General features: G+C 31.1%; 16 protein-coding genes. 6 read left to right on the forward strand and 10 right to left on the reverse strand.

Annotation, left to right across the window (positions count from 1 at the left end; genetic code table 11):
- Positions 1-71: 71 nt before the first annotated feature.
- The 3 genes from BCELL_RS21075 to BCELL_RS21085 form a co-directional block, all read right to left on the reverse strand.
- A complete protein-coding gene (locus BCELL_RS21075) occupies positions 72-989 on the reverse strand; it encodes a hypothetical protein (protein ID WP_013490827.1) in 918 nt (305 codons plus the stop codon).
- Between the two features lie 57 nt (positions 990-1046).
- The gene (locus BCELL_RS21080; RefSeq protein WP_013490828.1) at positions 1047-1574 is read right to left on the reverse strand and encodes a hypothetical protein; all 528 of its coding nucleotides are present in this window, start codon (positions 1572-1574) and stop codon (positions 1047-1049) included.
- Between the two features lie 770 nt (positions 1575-2344).
- On the reverse strand, positions 2345-2623 hold the full coding sequence (locus BCELL_RS21085) for a type II toxin-antitoxin system PemK/MazF family toxin (protein ID WP_013490829.1): 279 nt from the start codon (positions 2621-2623) through the stop codon (positions 2345-2347).
- Between the two features lie 330 nt (positions 2624-2953).
- Here BCELL_RS21085 and BCELL_RS21090 point away from each other — a divergent pair, with 330 nt between their 5' ends.
- On the forward strand, positions 2954-3352 hold the full coding sequence (locus BCELL_RS21090) for a hypothetical protein (RefSeq protein ID WP_013490830.1): 399 nt from the start codon (positions 2954-2956) through the stop codon (positions 3350-3352).
- A 140-nt stretch (positions 3353-3492) separates the two neighbouring features.
- Here BCELL_RS21090 and BCELL_RS21095 read toward each other — a convergent pair whose 3' ends face one another.
- From BCELL_RS21095 to BCELL_RS21105, 3 genes are all read right to left on the reverse strand, one after another.
- Positions 3493-4557 (reverse strand): hypothetical protein, encoded by a 1065-nt coding sequence (locus tag BCELL_RS21095; protein ID WP_013490831.1) that lies wholly within the window; start codon positions 4555-4557, stop codon positions 3493-3495.
- A gap of 308 nt (positions 4558-4865) precedes the next feature.
- Positions 4866-5225 carry a hypothetical protein gene (locus BCELL_RS21100; RefSeq protein ID WP_013490832.1) on the reverse strand — a complete coding sequence of 120 codons (360 nt, stop codon included), beginning with the start codon at positions 5223-5225 and terminating at the stop codon, positions 4866-4868.
- 77 nt (positions 5226-5302) lie between these two features.
- Entirely contained in the window at positions 5303-5746 is a 444-nt protein-coding gene (locus tag BCELL_RS21105; protein WP_013490833.1) for a hypothetical protein, read from the reverse strand.
- 671 nt (positions 5747-6417) lie between these two features.
- On the opposite strand from BCELL_RS21105, the gene BCELL_RS21110 reads away from it, so the two are divergent.
- Complete coding sequence (locus BCELL_RS21110) at positions 6418-6747, forward strand: hypothetical protein (protein ID WP_013490834.1); 330 nt, start codon at positions 6418-6420, stop codon at positions 6745-6747.
- A 70-nt stretch (positions 6748-6817) separates the two neighbouring features.
- On the opposite strand, the gene BCELL_RS21115 is transcribed toward BCELL_RS21110, so the two are convergent.
- On the reverse strand, positions 6818-7399 hold the full coding sequence (locus tag BCELL_RS21115; protein WP_013490835.1) for a superinfection exclusion B family protein: 582 nt from the start codon (positions 7397-7399) through the stop codon (positions 6818-6820).
- Positions 7400-7644: 245 nt separating this feature from the next.
- On the opposite strand from BCELL_RS21115, the gene BCELL_RS21120 reads away from it, so the two are divergent.
- The 4 genes from BCELL_RS21120 to BCELL_RS21140 all read left to right on the forward strand — a co-directional run bounded on the left by BCELL_RS21120 (position 7645) and on the right by BCELL_RS21140 (position 9995).
- Positions 7645-7881 carry a hypothetical protein gene (locus tag BCELL_RS21120; RefSeq protein ID WP_013490836.1) on the forward strand — a complete coding sequence of 79 codons (237 nt, stop codon included), beginning with the start codon at positions 7645-7647 and terminating at the stop codon, positions 7879-7881.
- Complete coding sequence (locus tag BCELL_RS21125) at positions 7881-8393, forward strand: crossover junction endodeoxyribonuclease RuvC (protein ID WP_013490837.1); 513 nt, start codon at positions 7881-7883, stop codon at positions 8391-8393. Before BCELL_RS21120 ends, BCELL_RS21125 begins: the two co-directional genes overlap by 1 nt.
- Positions 8394-9301: 908 nt before the next feature.
- Positions 9302-9607 carry a hypothetical protein gene (locus tag BCELL_RS21135; protein ID WP_013490839.1) on the forward strand — a complete coding sequence of 102 codons (306 nt, stop codon included), beginning with the start codon at positions 9302-9304 and terminating at the stop codon, positions 9605-9607.
- A 46-nt stretch (positions 9608-9653) separates the two neighbouring features.
- Positions 9654-9995 (forward strand): hypothetical protein, encoded by a 342-nt coding sequence (locus tag BCELL_RS21140; protein WP_041808470.1) that lies wholly within the window; start codon positions 9654-9656, stop codon positions 9993-9995.
- A 107-nt stretch (positions 9996-10102) separates the two neighbouring features.
- Here the strand turns inward: BCELL_RS21140 and BCELL_RS21145 are convergent, their stop codons facing one another.
- The 3 genes from BCELL_RS21145 to BCELL_RS21155 are packed head-to-tail and all read right to left on the reverse strand — an operon-like array spanning position 10103 to position 15737.
- On the reverse strand, positions 10103-13009 hold the full coding sequence (locus BCELL_RS21145) for a type I restriction endonuclease subunit R (protein WP_013490841.1): 2907 nt from the start codon (positions 13007-13009) through the stop codon (positions 10103-10105).
- Between the two features lie 20 nt (positions 13010-13029).
- Positions 13030-14274 (reverse strand): restriction endonuclease subunit S, encoded by a 1245-nt coding sequence (locus BCELL_RS21880; RefSeq protein WP_013490842.1) that lies wholly within the window; start codon positions 14272-14274, stop codon positions 13030-13032.
- Complete coding sequence (locus BCELL_RS21155) at positions 14271-15737, reverse strand: type I restriction-modification system subunit M (protein WP_013490843.1); 1467 nt, start codon at positions 15735-15737, stop codon at positions 14271-14273. Before BCELL_RS21155 ends, BCELL_RS21880 begins: the two co-directional genes overlap by 4 nt.
- Positions 15738-15740 lie beyond the last annotated feature (3 nt).

The following is a 15740-nucleotide window of genomic DNA, read 5'->3' on the forward strand; positions in this document are numbered from 1 at the left end:
TTATTTGTTTTAACTTGATTAGTTTGAACATAGAGCTTCTCCACTTTCGTTTCATTGAAGATTCAGTTCTTTTAAAATGGAAGTATCTCTTCGTCTTCAACACAGTTTTCCAATAAATTTTCTTGCGTATATCTTGCTGGTGGATTTTTTAAGTACTCTAGCACTTGTTCAGTATCTGCCATTTCTCTAATATTTTTTAAGTCTTCGATATCCAATGAGCACCAAAGTATTACGTGAGTGTTATCCACCTTTAATTTTGGTTTTAGTGGGTATGGAGTGGGTAAATCATTGGCATTACCAATGGTGTTATAACTTCCTTCCTCATTAAGAAGTGCGCCAAGTGCAGCTGAACTACAATCTATTATTTCTTTCAATACTTCTTTGGAGTTCCCCTTGACATGGGCTTCTAATTCAAAGCATTCATGAAAACCGTCGTCATTTATTACTTCAGAGATTTTAAAGCTTTCTTTTTCGTAATTAATTAACTCCACTAACTCCTTCTCTGACAGAGGTTCACTAGTTTTCGGTTTAGGTTTTGTAACTGGATATAGATTCTGAATATAATCCATTACTTGCTCGAATTGAGCCAGTTTACTAATTTTTATCAAGTCTTCTTGAACGATATCCAAAGTGCTTAACATTACATAAATATTGCTTGTATTTAGCTCATTAACAAATGAATTTACGTATTTTCCAAATTCTTCATATTCAAAAGAAACTCTGTTTCCATGCCCTGTATCATAGTCACGGTAGTAGGTAAGAACTTTACAGCTTTCTAAATCAAAAATTCGAGCTTCGTAAACTATTTCAGTAGAAGAGATTAGCTCTACAACTGCTTTATATGGGTCTTTCACAGAGTTAGGTATTTCTTGTGAAAAATAATATCCCTTATATCCACAGGCTGTTATTTCTTCTCTTCTTACACTGTACTGACTAACACTATTTTCATTTATGCTCTTAACTAATTCCTCGATTGTTTTTTCAGTCATTTTTCTCGCCCTCTCTTAATTTGATTGGCAAAGGAGGTTACACAACACCCCTCTGCCTTACATTGAATTTTTAATTATTCCAAATAGTATTGTTGATTCCACTTCTTCCTGCTTTTCTATGCTGTCTCCACGCTTTCTTGAGTGTGCAATAGCTGAGGTCATTATTTTCGTTATTATGTGATTCTCTAAAGTAATCTCATATGTAGCTGTTTGATTGTCGGATTTAACTATTTTAGATTTACTTATACATAGAAGGAAGATACTAATCGTTTCATTATCTGACAGATAATAGAAGATATGTGGCTTTTTCTTAAAGAGCCTGGATACCCATTTTCTGACTTCTGGAATTTCAATTATCTCTCTAGCGTCATTTTCATATCCGTCAAAGAAAATCATTAAGCTGTTATTCCGTATATCTTTATTTTTTTCTAGCTGGTTTACAAAATTCAGGTGCTTTTGTATCCTTCCACGTTCTACATTTTCTCTACTAACCTTTAAAGATATGTTTGCATATCCTTCTAAGTTAGATAATTCTCGGTCAATTTCTCTTATTTCTACTTTTATTTGCTCGTTATTTTGATACATGATAATCACCCTCGTAAATTATTTTTGCGGAATTTAAAACTCCTTCCTACTTTGGGTATTGCTTATTCAGCGTGCTATGAAAGCCACTATGTCAAAGAACAGTCAGAATCCCACAAAAAAAAGAGACTCCCGTATGCTTTGCAGACGAAAATCTCTAAAAAACAAAAAAGCTAGAGATTTCGAATAACTATCTGCGACACATTTACACAATAACAAGAATTTTGATTGTAATACTGAATTGTTAAAATAGAACATACTTATCCTATTAATTCAGTATTCAAAACTTAGCTACCTTAACAAGTGAAGATACTCTTCAAATGTAAGTGCTAAAAACAATCAATGTTCTTCTTGGAACGGAAAGGTTATAGTAAATATATAAACTTCCTTGCATTCCAATTTGTGTAAATGCTTATCATACAGATAAGGCATTCGAAATATCTAGCTAACAATTAATAATTAATTTTAACCTTCTTCTTTATCCTATAAAATCACTTCCCTTCTTTTTTAGTAAATCTACCAACTACCAACATTTGTTAGAATGTAGAATGTAAAAATAATACTAGCATGTAATTCAACACAATGCAATAGTTTTTTAAAAAAACTTTTTTCGCATCCTTTTGAAGTAGGAATTTCCTCCTTCAAATAATTACTTGATAATAACTCTAGTATATCTTATTGCTACTTGTCAACATTTTTTTTATTATTTTGCATTTTTTTATAATTCACCTATTCATTTACTAATACATCATGTAACCATCAAATAAACCTACCTATACCAAGGCAGGTTCTCTCACACCTAAAATTACCGCTGTCATATTTTCACTAACTTGTTGCATTTGATATGTACTCAATTGCCCCACACGTTTGATTAACCTACTCTTATCTATTGTTCGTAACGAAAAGTAATCAATTTTTGTATCCTTAATCTCCAATACTATTGTAGTAGGGCTGAAAAGATTCCCCCTGTTGTTCTGAACAATCAATACTCCCTGAACATCTGTATCCATATTAGCAAGATAAACTTCCCCTCGCTTTACTGTTTTAATCACTATCTCCATCTCCTTTTTAAATCAAGTGATGGATGATAGCACGGAAACTTTGATTCTAAAAAATGAATAGTAAAATAACATTCTGTTAAATTTGATAATTGGTCTGTGTAGGAAATGGCGATCTGTTCTGGATAATAAAAAACCTAAATGCATTAAATGATTATTATTCTTCCAAAAACCACATACTTAACCTGCTATTTCCATATAACCTCATTAAAACAACTATAGGAATCTTGCTACATCCAAAATAAAGCTTGGCGCTCCTATTCTGTTACTATACAATTTAACTACAGAAAAAACTGGTATAAATAACCAAAGGGAGCGATTAATATGACTGCTGCACAATTTGATTTTTTTGACTACGGCAAAAATAAAACAACAAGAGAATCACCATTTCCAACAATCAACATTAGTAAAGCTGGCAGAATTAATCTCAATAAAAAATTCGTTAATACTCTAATGAAAGACAATAATTTCATTCAATTAGGTTATAACGCTAAAACGAAACAAATAGCTATTAAGCTGTGCAAAACTAATAACGACGAGAAAGCATTGAAGATAAACCAAACCAGCAAAGGGAATGCCACTTACACATCAGCTATCTCCTTTTTCAAATTCAACAAAATTGATTTGGATTCCGTACACGGAACTTATGAGGTAACAGCAGAGAAAGAGTTGATTGTTGCTAAATTGGAGAAGGAAGAGGATTTATTGGCTACTGCCAAGTAGTGTATTAAAAGAAAGGGTAGTTATTATATGGAGGAATATCCTTTAATAACTACCCTTTTGACCATGGATTCAACTATATCCTCGTAACGGGGAATAAGTGTTAAATTGGACAAGGTAATTTAAGCCCTTATCTTATATCGTTACTCATTAGAATAATTTGAATCTGTATAATATTTACAGATATTGTGTTCTTTGTAACACGAAGAACAATAAACACTCCATCTATCTACCATCTCATCTAATACTTCCAAAGTTAATTTTATATTTTCCTCGCAATGTTCACATTTAAATTTATATACTATTCCACTATCCTTCATTGTTTTATAAAGTATATTAGGTTGACTCTTCAGCTCTTTAAGTAAATCAACACTTGGATAAACATCTGCATATTTAGCGTACCGAATACATCGATTGAGGAATAAATTAAAGCTATCAACCTTCACCGCTTTAACAAACAATGACTCACAGATCTCTAAGACATATGCCATTAATTGTGGGAGTGTAAAATAATAGTATCGCCAATAATCGTTCCAAACTTCCTCATCCGCAAAAACAAAATTAAGGTTATTTTTCTCCGTCTTGTAATTAGGTGATGTTGTAACTAAATGCATCGATTGATTCCAGATTCTCTGTAAACCTATTTCTTCTTTACCATTAAATCTAAACGTATAAACAAGATTATTATAATTAATAGCTTCACCCATATGGGTCTTTTCACCAGCTTCTTTTATGATTTTTTTTATTCTATCCCTTGTAAAAATTTTATAATTAGAAACATCATACTCTTCTATGGGCTTATGTAAAAATGTGTGGTAAAATTCTTCATGATCTGCCAATAACCATTCCATATATAATAAATTATCCCTTATTGGTTTTCGGAGTAATGAGTAAGCAACTGTTACTTTTCCCCGTTCGGCACAACTTATCGATTCGTATATATAGTAACAAAAATCCTTTAATAGAAGAAAGAAAATATGGTTACTAAATAAATTTAATGCCTTATCGTGATAACCATTAAAATCCAACCACTTAAAAATATCATCCGTTTTTTCAAATGATTGCGTTTCCTTTATATCATTAAATTTTATAGTTACATTGGAAAGCTTCTTACTATCTGCTTGTTTTAACATATCTCTCAAAACATCATAAGCGTAAAGCAGATAATCTTGTTTTTTCCAATATTCTTTCGGTAATATTTCATACATCGTTTATTTCACATCCTTACATACAATTTGCTAAATAATCACAGTAAATAGAAAATCTCAACATTAAAGTACACTAGTTGGACCTTAAAAGTAATGCTAAACATCATGCTGCGGTCATTTAGTGTTTCTTTGTTTTTATTCCAACATAATTAGCCCATTTTACCTCTTCAAGAAATTATCCCTGCTCTTTAATCATGAAAATACTATTTTCAACCTAATAACCACTTTTAATTTAATAGATAGATACTAGCTTAAGAAACTAAGATATACTACCTTAAACGAATGAAAATCTTACGTTTTCATTTTACTTACTCAAAGAATGCCTCTAACATCTTTTCCCTGTCTAGGTAGAACTTGATTTCTTCATTTGACCCATCTCCATTGAATGACGCTTTGTAAGTCTTAATCACCAAATTATCTTCTTCCCTTACATAAAATAATATTAAAAATTCAGGGTCACTAAATCCGTCATCTATATAATCAAAGATAACATAATTTATTTTATTCCCTTTATCTGATTGAGTATTTTCAAATGATTTTATAAATCTACTAACATCTTTAATAACATTCTCGTGCTCTTCTTCTTGGAATAACTCAACAAACACTTCTAAGCTCTCAATATCGTTTAATTTCATGTTAAACAATTTTTTGTAATCATTAATGTTCACTTTCGTAACCTCCTAATACTTGTCCTATATATAATATTATATAAATAGACTGGTGAAACCCACCAGCCTATATTATATTATTTATCCACCACGAAAATCCCGTATAAGTCAGCAAATCCATTGTCATTTCGTGCGTTAATTTTGAACTCATAAGCAATATTCGTCCCGTCATAATCAGCTTCCCACTTACAAGCGTCATAGTCTTTTGAGAAATAACAATCTGTGATGGAGAAATCTTCGTCATCTATATCTCCAGTTATGCGTAACCCTTCAAAGAAGCTCGGGTCATCTAACTTACAATCTCCTAAATTATCACCTTCCGAAAAGTAGCAAGAACCATGGTTCAAATAAATTACGTATGTGTCTTTAGCAAACAATGTGGAATTACCTGTTACCTTAATAACTATATATTGTTCCTCTTGATTTGTGTATTCCTCTAACTGGCTTTCTGAAATTCTTATGTATAAATTACGTTCTAATAAATAGTCTTCTAGTGTTAAGTCTAAATCTTCTAATTTCATTATTGAGTACCTCACTTCTTTTTGATTGTTTGATATATATTTGAATATTCAATTGTCAATTTTCTCAAATCAGTCTGTATTTTTTTGTAAAGCTCTAATGTTTGTATCTTTTCAACTTCCAAAATGGAGGAGTGAAAACGAGTGAGGGAATAGAGCCCACCCCTTATAAAAAGGGTGGACAAGTTTCTTCCAAAACGGTGTCGTTCAACTCGTTCGGTCATCTTCTAAGTAGGTTAAATTCACACATAAATTAAGTTCCCAGGTCTAGCTTTACAACTCTTGCAATCACGCAATAACCTACCCCCACCTCGCCTTTCAGCGACTAGTACGGGCAATTCCTTTCAAATGTATATGAAAGGCATCTGGGTGTGTTATGAGCCTTTAACGCTTCCCACCCTGTGATTAATAGGGGAACCAGAACCATCGAAGGTGTTTACCTTCTCCTAAACTGCTCATTTTAAATGGTTTAAAAAAGTAAAACTTTATTCAATTGTAAATGTGTTACATCATTATATAACCAATATTTCCAAAGTCAAATTCGGCTCAAACCATTGATATTACTTACATTTCCCACAATAAAAAACACCGTAAACTTTTACGGTGGTGAAATTTGTCTATTATGCTTTTTCGTATTATAACTAGATATTCATATTATTTAGGAGGTTCTAATAATGATAAGTAAAAAAATATATACAACCCAACAGCACTATAAAAAAGTAGTAGAAGAACTTACAATAAATCAACCTACCGATAAAATTGAAATACGTAAGAAAAGCCATTGTATCTATTTCCCTAATGGAGTAAGCATTCGTATTTTTGCAATTCAAGAAGGTACAAAAATCACTGTAGCAAAGCGACCTAACCGAAATAATCAGCATCACTTTACTGATGTAACTGATTTCGTTGAGAAGAGATTAGGAGTTAAAAATTTAAAATTTAAAAACTTTGGAGAAATCTATTCTACCGTTTATGACAATAAGTTGTTGAGTAAAAAACAATAATAGCCCCTTCATGTAGAAAAGACCCCCTAATAATTCAATCAATTATTCATGGGGGTCTTTATTGTGTTTTTTACCAGTAATCTATTTGTTCTTTACTCCTATTAAACTCTTTTTCGTAGAGTGCATTATAAGCGTCATTGAAGTCTTTTAATAATCCAGGCTTATTATTTAACTCATCTACAACCCACGGATGAAGTAAATATGGAAATGATGCAGTGTTTAAATCACTAACCATATATTCTGAAGTTGCTTTTCCAATCATTATGTGTTGCTCTAATTCTAAAACAGCACCATCATGTAACGGCAACGGCAACGTTCTGTTATCTTGTTGATATAATTCATAAATAATAGCCTTTTGATAGTTGTTTAGTTTTAGTAATCGTTTTTCGGCTGTTGCATAAAAGTCCCTCTTGGCTTTAGCATCAGAAATTGATTTTGCTATCTTGTATATTAAATTTACTATGAGAATTGATAAAGATACAATAAATACTATTCCAATAATAAAGCCATAATTATCCCTAAAATCAATCATAAACATTTTTTCTAAAATAGTTGTTGGAGAGAAGAGAAGAATTCCACTTGCTAATGTTAATGCAGCCATTATTGTTGTTGGTAGCGTTAAAATCTCCTTAATATTAAAATCTATTTTCATAATACCCTCCGTAAAATAAACATTCAATTTCCTTAATTGGTACTATTAATTATACATTATTGTAAGCAATCATACTGCCAACAATATATAAGTTTAATGCTATTATTAATCAAATTTGACTTATTAAAAATCCATAATAAGATGTTACTACAATAAAACATAAATGATTATTAAGGAGTAGAGACTAATGGGAATTTTTAATAATAAGCAAGCAAAATTTGATACGCAGCATAGGAGTACCTTATATGGCAGTAATTAATCAACTAAGCCTTCTTGCTGTTATTCAACTACCTAATCAATCAATGGTGAAGTATTTATTCTATGATGCTAAGCATGTAGAAGCTAAGAATAATAAACCAGAAGAATATGATTTTCAAATCCCTGAATTAGATGAATTAGAAGAAATGTTTTATCAGGAGTTACTTGCTGAAAATACATATAATGAAGTCGATTATGAACAGTTATTCTGGGGTGACATCTAATGCCTCGGCTGTTATCACTCGACCAGTCAATCACTTCCTGCGGTTATTCCATATTCGAAATACATAATAATCAATCCGAACTGATTGATTACGGAACGATTAAACTTAATACCAAATTAGATTATTTCGAAAGGATAATCTGCTTAGAAAATATATTAAATGAAATGGTAAAGGATTATAATATCAAACTTGCAATTGTAGAAGATATCCAAAAGCATAGAGGAACTGGACTAACGACATACAAGAAATTATCTTCCTTATTATTCTTTCTACAATACTTCTTTTATTATAGAAATATTGAATGCCAAGTTGTCCACGTTAACACTTGGCGAAACGGTTATAGGAACGTTTTTGGATTACCACGAATCAACAAGGATATAGTATATGAGCATATATTTAACATCTTAGGAGAACCTTCCGACTTTGATAATCATCAAAGTGACAGCATAGCAATGGGGTTATTCCACTGTCATCATAATCTAGTCTTAAGAAATGGATTATTTAATTTATAGAATATAGACATTAACCACTATTATCTTAGTAGATATCGGTGGTTTTTTAGCATTCCTTTCCACATAAAAAAATATTTTTTTAAAAAAACTAGAGCTTGAGACCCATACCCATAATTGGTATAATTATCCTGCAGTAAAAGTAAAAGAATAATAGAGAGGATGTTGAATATGTTGTTTAATGGTCTTTCAGATACATTCTTAGAAAACTTTGCACTTATTTACGGCTTAATATGTATTCTAATTTCTTCAATATATTTGGTTAACCTTCACTTCTATTCAAAATTGGTCTATACAAACCCTTCCCAGTTTTCAGCAGATAGGCTTACAAAAGATATTAAACGAATTCTTTTAAAAAAGTATGGAGATAAAATGAACTACACTCATTCACACCTTTTTATAAATGACCCTCTTATCTATAAAAGACTTCAAAGAACATTTTAATACCTTTCTAATTAAGACTAATGTAAAAACTCCTTTTTAATAATATTTTAGACTTAGAATATCTTGTCTAATTTTTTTAGTATTTTTGGTTATTTGTACTTTTTTTTAATGTATACACATACTTTTTTATATTATTTAATCTATACATTTCTCCTTTGTTATTAATAACTACTTTATAAATGAGCATTCAAGTAAAATTTATGTATATTCAATCTTAAGTAGCTTGGTTATCCAAAGCATCAATAAATACCTTCTGTTGTTCAATATAATGAATATATCTTTTTGTTATATTTGTTATTACCAATCGGTCCATAATTACCAATGGATACTTTCTATTTTTTCTAACATATATATCATATATATAAGCTATATCGGAGCTGAATGAGAATTATATATTATATTGTTTAGCCTTTACACAATTACAGATCATTGCTAGAATCGGACCACATTATTTTAGGGGTGGGATTATGAGGAAATACGCTTTTTACTGCTATGGAGATACTCAGGAATTTTTGGATTACTATTTTTTAAATCTATTTTTTTTCGCAATTGAAGAGTTATCTTTAGATATTAATGATTGTGTGTTTTTTACAGATACTCGAGGGTCTTTTAAAGAAATGTTTAAATTAGTGGGTAACTTAGAGGAAATACAATGCCTTGTTGTTCCAAGTATGAAACATTTTCGAGACTATGATGAACTGTGTTCCCTATTCATAGATAATGGTATCTATGTTATTGATATTTCAAAGGAGGATTGTTGCTTTCAATACTAATATTTATGTTGGTAAATTTGATTATACTATAAATAGAATAATAGTTATGTTTTTAGGGCTCGGATTCCTAGCAATATTTTTATATCTAGAACATTCAAAGATTAGTGTACCTTTAGTTATATCACTCACACCAGCTACAGTAGCATTTTTGCTCTATTTCAATTTGATAATTAATGAAAAGTGTTCTTTTGTAGAGATTCATAATAAAGGGAAAAAAGTGATATATAATAAAACATATTTATTTGGGCTAATACAAATTAAAAAAACGCTTGGATATACAGGAAATTACATGAATGAAATCTTAAGTTTTTATGATAATGAAAAGAACTTTTCTATTGATTGTATTAATGATTTAGTTAGTGCAAAAGTTATTTTTAATAGAGATTAATCTATATACGATATATAGCATATATACTTTACCTTTACTATTATGGATATATCTTAATTATTTGTTAGCCCTTAGAAAAAAGTAGGAGGCTCACTTCCCCCTACTTTTTAGTAATACTCTTTGATATAGTTATAGGCTTTTTCAAAGAGTTCCTGATCCTTATGCAATTGGTACTTTGCTAATGTTTTTCTAAGGGCTCTCTTTACTTCACGTTCTCCAGCATTAGTATTTTGCCAACCATCAAATCTTACAACATTAACAATACTATCAATGTCATTTACGATTCTTTCAACAATGATGTGGGTTTTTTGAGACTTAATATCATTAAATAATTCTGTTAAAGCCGCTTTACCTGTCTTTACATCTTCATTCAGGTCTGTTTCTTTTTCAGCCCTTAGTACTTCTTTAGCTAGTTCCAAGAGTTCCTTTAAGAAATTTAAACTAGTCTTAAAATTCTCTTCATATTTTTCTTTTAATTCTTCAAGTTTTTGTGCTAATTCTTTAAACCTAGAGTTTTTATTAATGTTTCTTTTAATTCTTGCCGATATCTTAAACTCAATCTCTTTCACTTTTTGAGAATCTTGGTTTTTAAGAACTTCTTCAACTAATTCCTCATCTAAAACAATCTCTTCTAAATTATCCTCAATTTCTGAAACATGTATATTACGATTAATGATATCCATTGTTTTTGGTCCAAGCGTATGCCAAACTAATGCTCCTTGACCACTTGAGGGTTTAACTGATTCATATACTTGAGAAAGCCATCTGTAATCGCCTTTATATTGGTTTAAAACTGGATTGGGAGAGATAGCTTCCCATAGTTTAGACAAATAAGAAAAGTCCGAAGCAAACTGATCTCTAGTTTCATTATTAGGTAAACATTCTTGAGCTCTTATTAGTCCCTCATACCCTTCAAGATTTCGGTCAATATCTTGAAAATATGATAACGATTTATCTAGTGCTACTGGGAACTCCTTTATATATTCATCGATATTTTCAATAACTTTTTTCATTGAATTTTGGTCAAAGTTTAGCGCCTTACCAACCTCATCAAAAACTCCTATATAATCAACAATTAGACCAAATTCTTTATCTTTATATACTCGGTTCGTCCTACAAATTGCTTGTAATAGTGTATGTTCTTTTAAAGGTTTATCTAAATACATTGTCTGCAATATAGGAGCATCAAATCCAGTTAATAATTTTGCAGTAACAATAAGAACTTTTAAAGGGTGTTCCTCTATGTTGAAATTATCTAATACTTTTTTCTCTTCGTCTGGGGTACGGTCATAATTTTTATATTCTTCTTCCCCACTATTAACAGTCATTACAATTTCACAGGCATCTTTACCTAATAATCTGTCTAATTCTTCTTTATACTTAATACAGCATTCTCTATCATAACAGACCACCATTGCCTTAAACTTATTGGGTTCAATAATCTCTTTATAGTGATTTGCTATATCTTTACTTACCATCTCTATTCTTTCAGGTGCTTTAACGAAGGTGGATACTCTTCCTGCTCGTTTTATTAGTTCCTCCCTTTCTAAATCACCAATTGTATCTGTTAAGTTATCAAACTCTTCCTTCATAGTCTCTTTATCAATATGTAACCTTACCAGACGTGGCTCAAATTTTAATTTTCTTGTTGCCCCATCCTTTATCGAGTCCTCAAAAGAATATTTACTCATATACCCTTGTTCATCAACTTCAGCACCAAAGGTGGCAAATGTATTTCTATCACGCTTGTTAATAGGAGTTCCTGTTAGTCCAAAGAAAAATGCATTTGGTAAAGCATTTCTCATTTTAATACCCAAATCTCCCTCTTGAGTACGGTGTGCTTCATCTACTAAGACAATGATATTTTCTCTATCATTAAGGACTTCTTCCACTTCTTTAAATCTAAATATTGTTGTTATTATTATTTTACGTGTATCTTGGATTAATAACTGTTCTAAACTACTGATTGTTTTAGCAGGGACCATATTTGGAACATCCGCTGAGGAAAATGTTCCTGTTATTTGTGAATCCAAATCCTTCCTATCTACAACTATTAAGACAGTCGGACTTTTTAACTTCTCGTGCATACGTAATTTTAACGCTGCAAATAACATTAATAATGATTTTCCTGAACCTTGAAAGTGCCAGATTAATCCTTTCTTTATCTTACCATTCACTACACGTTCTACAATCTTATTAACAGTGTCATATTGTTGAGAACGACATATTACTTTTATTCTTCTTTTTTTATCATCAGTAGTAAATATCACAAAGTTTTGCAATAGATCTAGTAATACTCTTCTATTCAACATTTCCTTAATAGGAAATTGTAATGCAGACAGCTCTGAATGCTTTCCTTTATTAAAATCTCTCCAAGGGAACCATTTATTGATTGGTGATTTGACTGTCCCATACCTAAACTCTTTTCCATCAGTAGCAAAATTAAATACATTGGAGACAAAAAGTTCTGGAACGTTGTTTTCATAATCCTCTGAGATTTGCTTTGCACCATCAACCCAAGAGATTGCTGGGCGAACAGGTGTTTTACACTCACCTATAACTAGAGGAATTCCGTTAACTAAAAGGTACAAATCTGTTCTTCGACTTTCTTGAGTTTTAAACTTATACTCTGTAGTTACTATAAATTCATTATTTTTCACAACGTCAAAGTCAATTAGTTTCACGGGAACATGTTCATTGTTTCTCCCAAATGGCATAGACTTTTCACCTCTAAGCCATTTGGAAAACTCTTCATTTGCTCTAACTAAACCTTCATATTTTACACTTAACACAATGGCTCTTAATTTATAAATTACTTCATCAGCACGACTCGGTTCTGCTTTTATTTCTGGATTTAATTTTTTTAGTGCATTTACTAAATGTTCTTCAATAAATGGATTATTCAATTCTCGATTAAATTTATTAGAGGGAACGAACTTCCAACCATTTTCAACAAGTAAATCTCTGATGTAATCTCTAACAGAATTTCCTTCATTGAACTTGCTTACAGACATCTCAACATCCCTCCTTTAAATTAAACTTTTGCTATATTATTTTGATAAAACTTTGGGTCAAAAAGGAAAATAAGCAATTCTTCTTTAACCTTTTTGGTATTCTTTATGTTACTTTCAATATTTGAGATAACATTTTCTAGACCATCAAGTATTTCAACAATTTTTCTCTGTTCTGTTAATGGTGGAATTCCTATTTTGAACCCTTCTAAAAATTCCTTTGGAACCCTTTTCTGTCCCGCAGATCCCGTCATATTCCACTCACCTAAAGTCCTAAATAACTTGTTTGTTGTGTGATAGTAGATATATTTGGGGAGGACTTCATCCTTAGCCCGAAGTATATGAAATTCCGTGCTCCCAAAACCTATAGAATTTTTTAAATTTTGAGCCAATGCTCCTTTACCATTTTCGAAGCAAGGTGTTATTTTTGCTACTATAACGTCATTTTCTCTAAATGATGTAAAACCACTAGAAACCTCAGAGTATTTTCGTTCCCTTAAGTTAATTATCTTAGCGTCATTTGATATATCTTCCATAGTAAGAAAAGATATTTCTGTATCAGTATCCGCTATTTTTTCTTTCTGAGGATTAATATTACAAACATCATCGATTCTTTTTAATTCCCAATCTTTTGGAATTTCCCCGATGGATGATGGCTTATAATTAGAATGATTTACCCCTCTTGTTAATAGCTTATTAACTAATTTTTCTTTATATTTTAATGTTTTCTCTAACAATATCTCCTTACAATTAATATTGTCTTCAGTTGCATTCAGTTTTTCTATGATATCTCTTTGAATATTTTTAGGAGGTATAATGAATTTTTCCTCTGCTAACACCTTCCATTTGATAGTAGGTGATAAAGAACCTTCTGATATTTTAAGTGATCGATTATAAAATTCTTGTGATTGCATAAAAAATGGTAGTAATTCTTTAATAATTACTTCTTCTTGTGCTCGTAATACCATTGAGTGCGCTGATACAATAGCGTCCCACTCACATATTGCAACCTTACCTTGATACGCTCTTCTTTTCCCAAAAATAATGTCACCTGGTTTAGCCACTAATTTAGTTCCTTGAACATCTTCAGGGGTTCCGTGCCTTTTTATCTTAAGAGTTTTAGAATCTAGGTGCTCTAATCCAATGTAATATTTTAGTTTTGTTTCCTTTGGTTCAACTCGTTTTGAAATGTGTTCAGCCATTAGTTTAAAAGGAACTAAACGCCATCCATCACCAAGTTGAATAATATCCCCTTTCTCTTTTATCACTTAAATGATACCTCCTGAACCAATTTAAAAAGTTCTGTAAAAGAGTCGTCTATACTTGAACTATCGATTTGATACTCTTCTACAGTTTCATTAATTGTAAAATTTTTATATTGCTTGTTATCTATTACATACAAAGGAATGTTTAGATTGGCATTATTTTTCAACACTTCATCAACCTCAACTACATTTGAAAAACCGTTTATACTCTTAAATTCATCATATACACCTTTTATTTCTTCGATATGTTCAGGGTCTATATAACTCATTGTTCTTTCTCTTCGAACTTGATTGATAGCATTAATAAATAATATTTTCCCTTTTCTATCTTCTTTTTTATTTGTTCTACAAAATATTACACAGGCTTCCATTGGGGAATTATAGAATAAGTTTGAACCTAGCCCTAAAATACACTCAATAACATCACTTTTTACTAAGTTCTCTCTCATTTCTTGTTCTGCATCCCTAAATAACACACCATGTGGAAATAATATTGCACATCTTCCAGTATCTGCTTTCAAACTCTTAATAATATGTTGTAAAAAGGCATAATCCGCTCTTGATTTTGGTGGAGTACCATATATGTTACGTCCATAAGGATCTGTTTCCCACCTCTCACGGTTCCATCTTTTAATTGAATATGGAGGATTAGCTAGTACAATGTCAAATTGCCTTAATTTATCATTCTTAATAAATGCTGGATTTTCTAGTGTGTCACCCCTTAATATTTCAAAGTCCTCTATTCCGTGTAAAAACATATTCATTTTAGCTATTGAGGATGTAATTAAGTTTATTTCTTGCCCAAATAATCTTAAGCTTCTATACTCTTTCCCTTTTTCCTTTAAGTGTAGTGCTGAAAGTAACAGCATCCCCCCACTACCACATGTTGGGTCATAAACACTCTCTTTGGGATTGGGTTCCAACAATTCAGTCATCAGTCTTACGATTGTTCTATTTGAATAAAATTCTTGTGCAGTATGCCCACTATCATCAGCAAATTTCTTTATTAAATACTCATAAGCTTGTCCTAATTCATCCTCCGACACATTTTGAAGTGATAAAGTTTGCTGTGAGAAATGTTCAATTAAATCTTTTAATAATGAATCAGGCAATCTATCTTTATTCGTCCACTGTGCATCACCAAAAATGCCTTCTAACCTACCAATGTTTGCTTTCTCTATTTCAGCCATTGCAGTTTGAATAGCTGTTCCTATATTATTTACTTTCTTCCTAATATCGTTCCAGTGATGACCTTTTGGAATAATAAATCTATGATTTTCGTCGAAATCCTCACCTAATGTATTAAGCGAATCATTATATTCTTCATCATAAACATCGCATAATCTCTTTAGAAATAATAACGGGAAAATAAATTGCTTATAATCTCCTGCATCAATATGACCTCTTAGAAAATTTGCAGAACCCCATAAATACCTCTCTAGCTTTTCTAAAGATATTCTACCCACAGA

Source organism: Evansella cellulosilytica DSM 2522, assembly GCF_000177235.2.
GTDB lineage: Bacteria > Bacillota > Bacilli > Bacillales > Salisediminibacteriaceae > Evansella > Evansella cellulosilytica.

Excerpts from the sequence above, each read along its gene's own strand:
- BCELL_RS21075 (WP_013490827.1), bottom strand. The coding sequence starts at position 989 with ATGACTGAAAAAACAATCGAGGAATTAGTTAAGAGCATAAATGAAAAT.
- BCELL_RS21080 (WP_013490828.1), bottom strand. The coding sequence starts at position 1,574 with ATGTATCAAAATAACGAGCAAATAAAAGTAGAAATAAGAGAAATTGAC.
- BCELL_RS21090 (WP_013490830.1), top strand. The coding sequence starts at position 2,954 with ATGACTGCTGCACAATTTGATTTTTTTGACTACGGCAAAAATAAAACA.
- BCELL_RS21095 (WP_013490831.1), bottom strand. The coding sequence starts at position 4,557 with ATGTATGAAATATTACCGAAAGAATATTGGAAAAAACAAGATTATCTG.
- BCELL_RS21105 (WP_013490833.1), bottom strand. The coding sequence starts at position 5,746 with ATGAAATTAGAAGATTTAGACTTAACACTAGAAGACTATTTATTAGAA.
- BCELL_RS21110 (WP_013490834.1), top strand. The coding sequence starts at position 6,418 with ATGATAAGTAAAAAAATATATACAACCCAACAGCACTATAAAAAAGTA.
- BCELL_RS21115 (WP_013490835.1), bottom strand. The coding sequence starts at position 7,399 with ATGAAAATAGATTTTAATATTAAGGAGATTTTAACGCTACCAACAACA.
- BCELL_RS21120 (WP_013490836.1), top strand. The coding sequence starts at position 7,645 with ATGGCAGTAATTAATCAACTAAGCCTTCTTGCTGTTATTCAACTACCT.
- BCELL_RS21125 (WP_013490837.1), top strand. The coding sequence starts at position 7,881 with ATGCCTCGGCTGTTATCACTCGACCAGTCAATCACTTCCTGCGGTTAT.
- BCELL_RS21135 (WP_013490839.1), top strand. The coding sequence starts at position 9,302 with ATGAGGAAATACGCTTTTTACTGCTATGGAGATACTCAGGAATTTTTG.
- BCELL_RS21140 (WP_041808470.1), top strand. The coding sequence starts at position 9,654 with ATGTTTTTAGGGCTCGGATTCCTAGCAATATTTTTATATCTAGAACAT.
- BCELL_RS21145 (WP_013490841.1), bottom strand. The coding sequence starts at position 13,009 with ATGTCTGTAAGCAAGTTCAATGAAGGAAATTCTGTTAGAGATTACATC.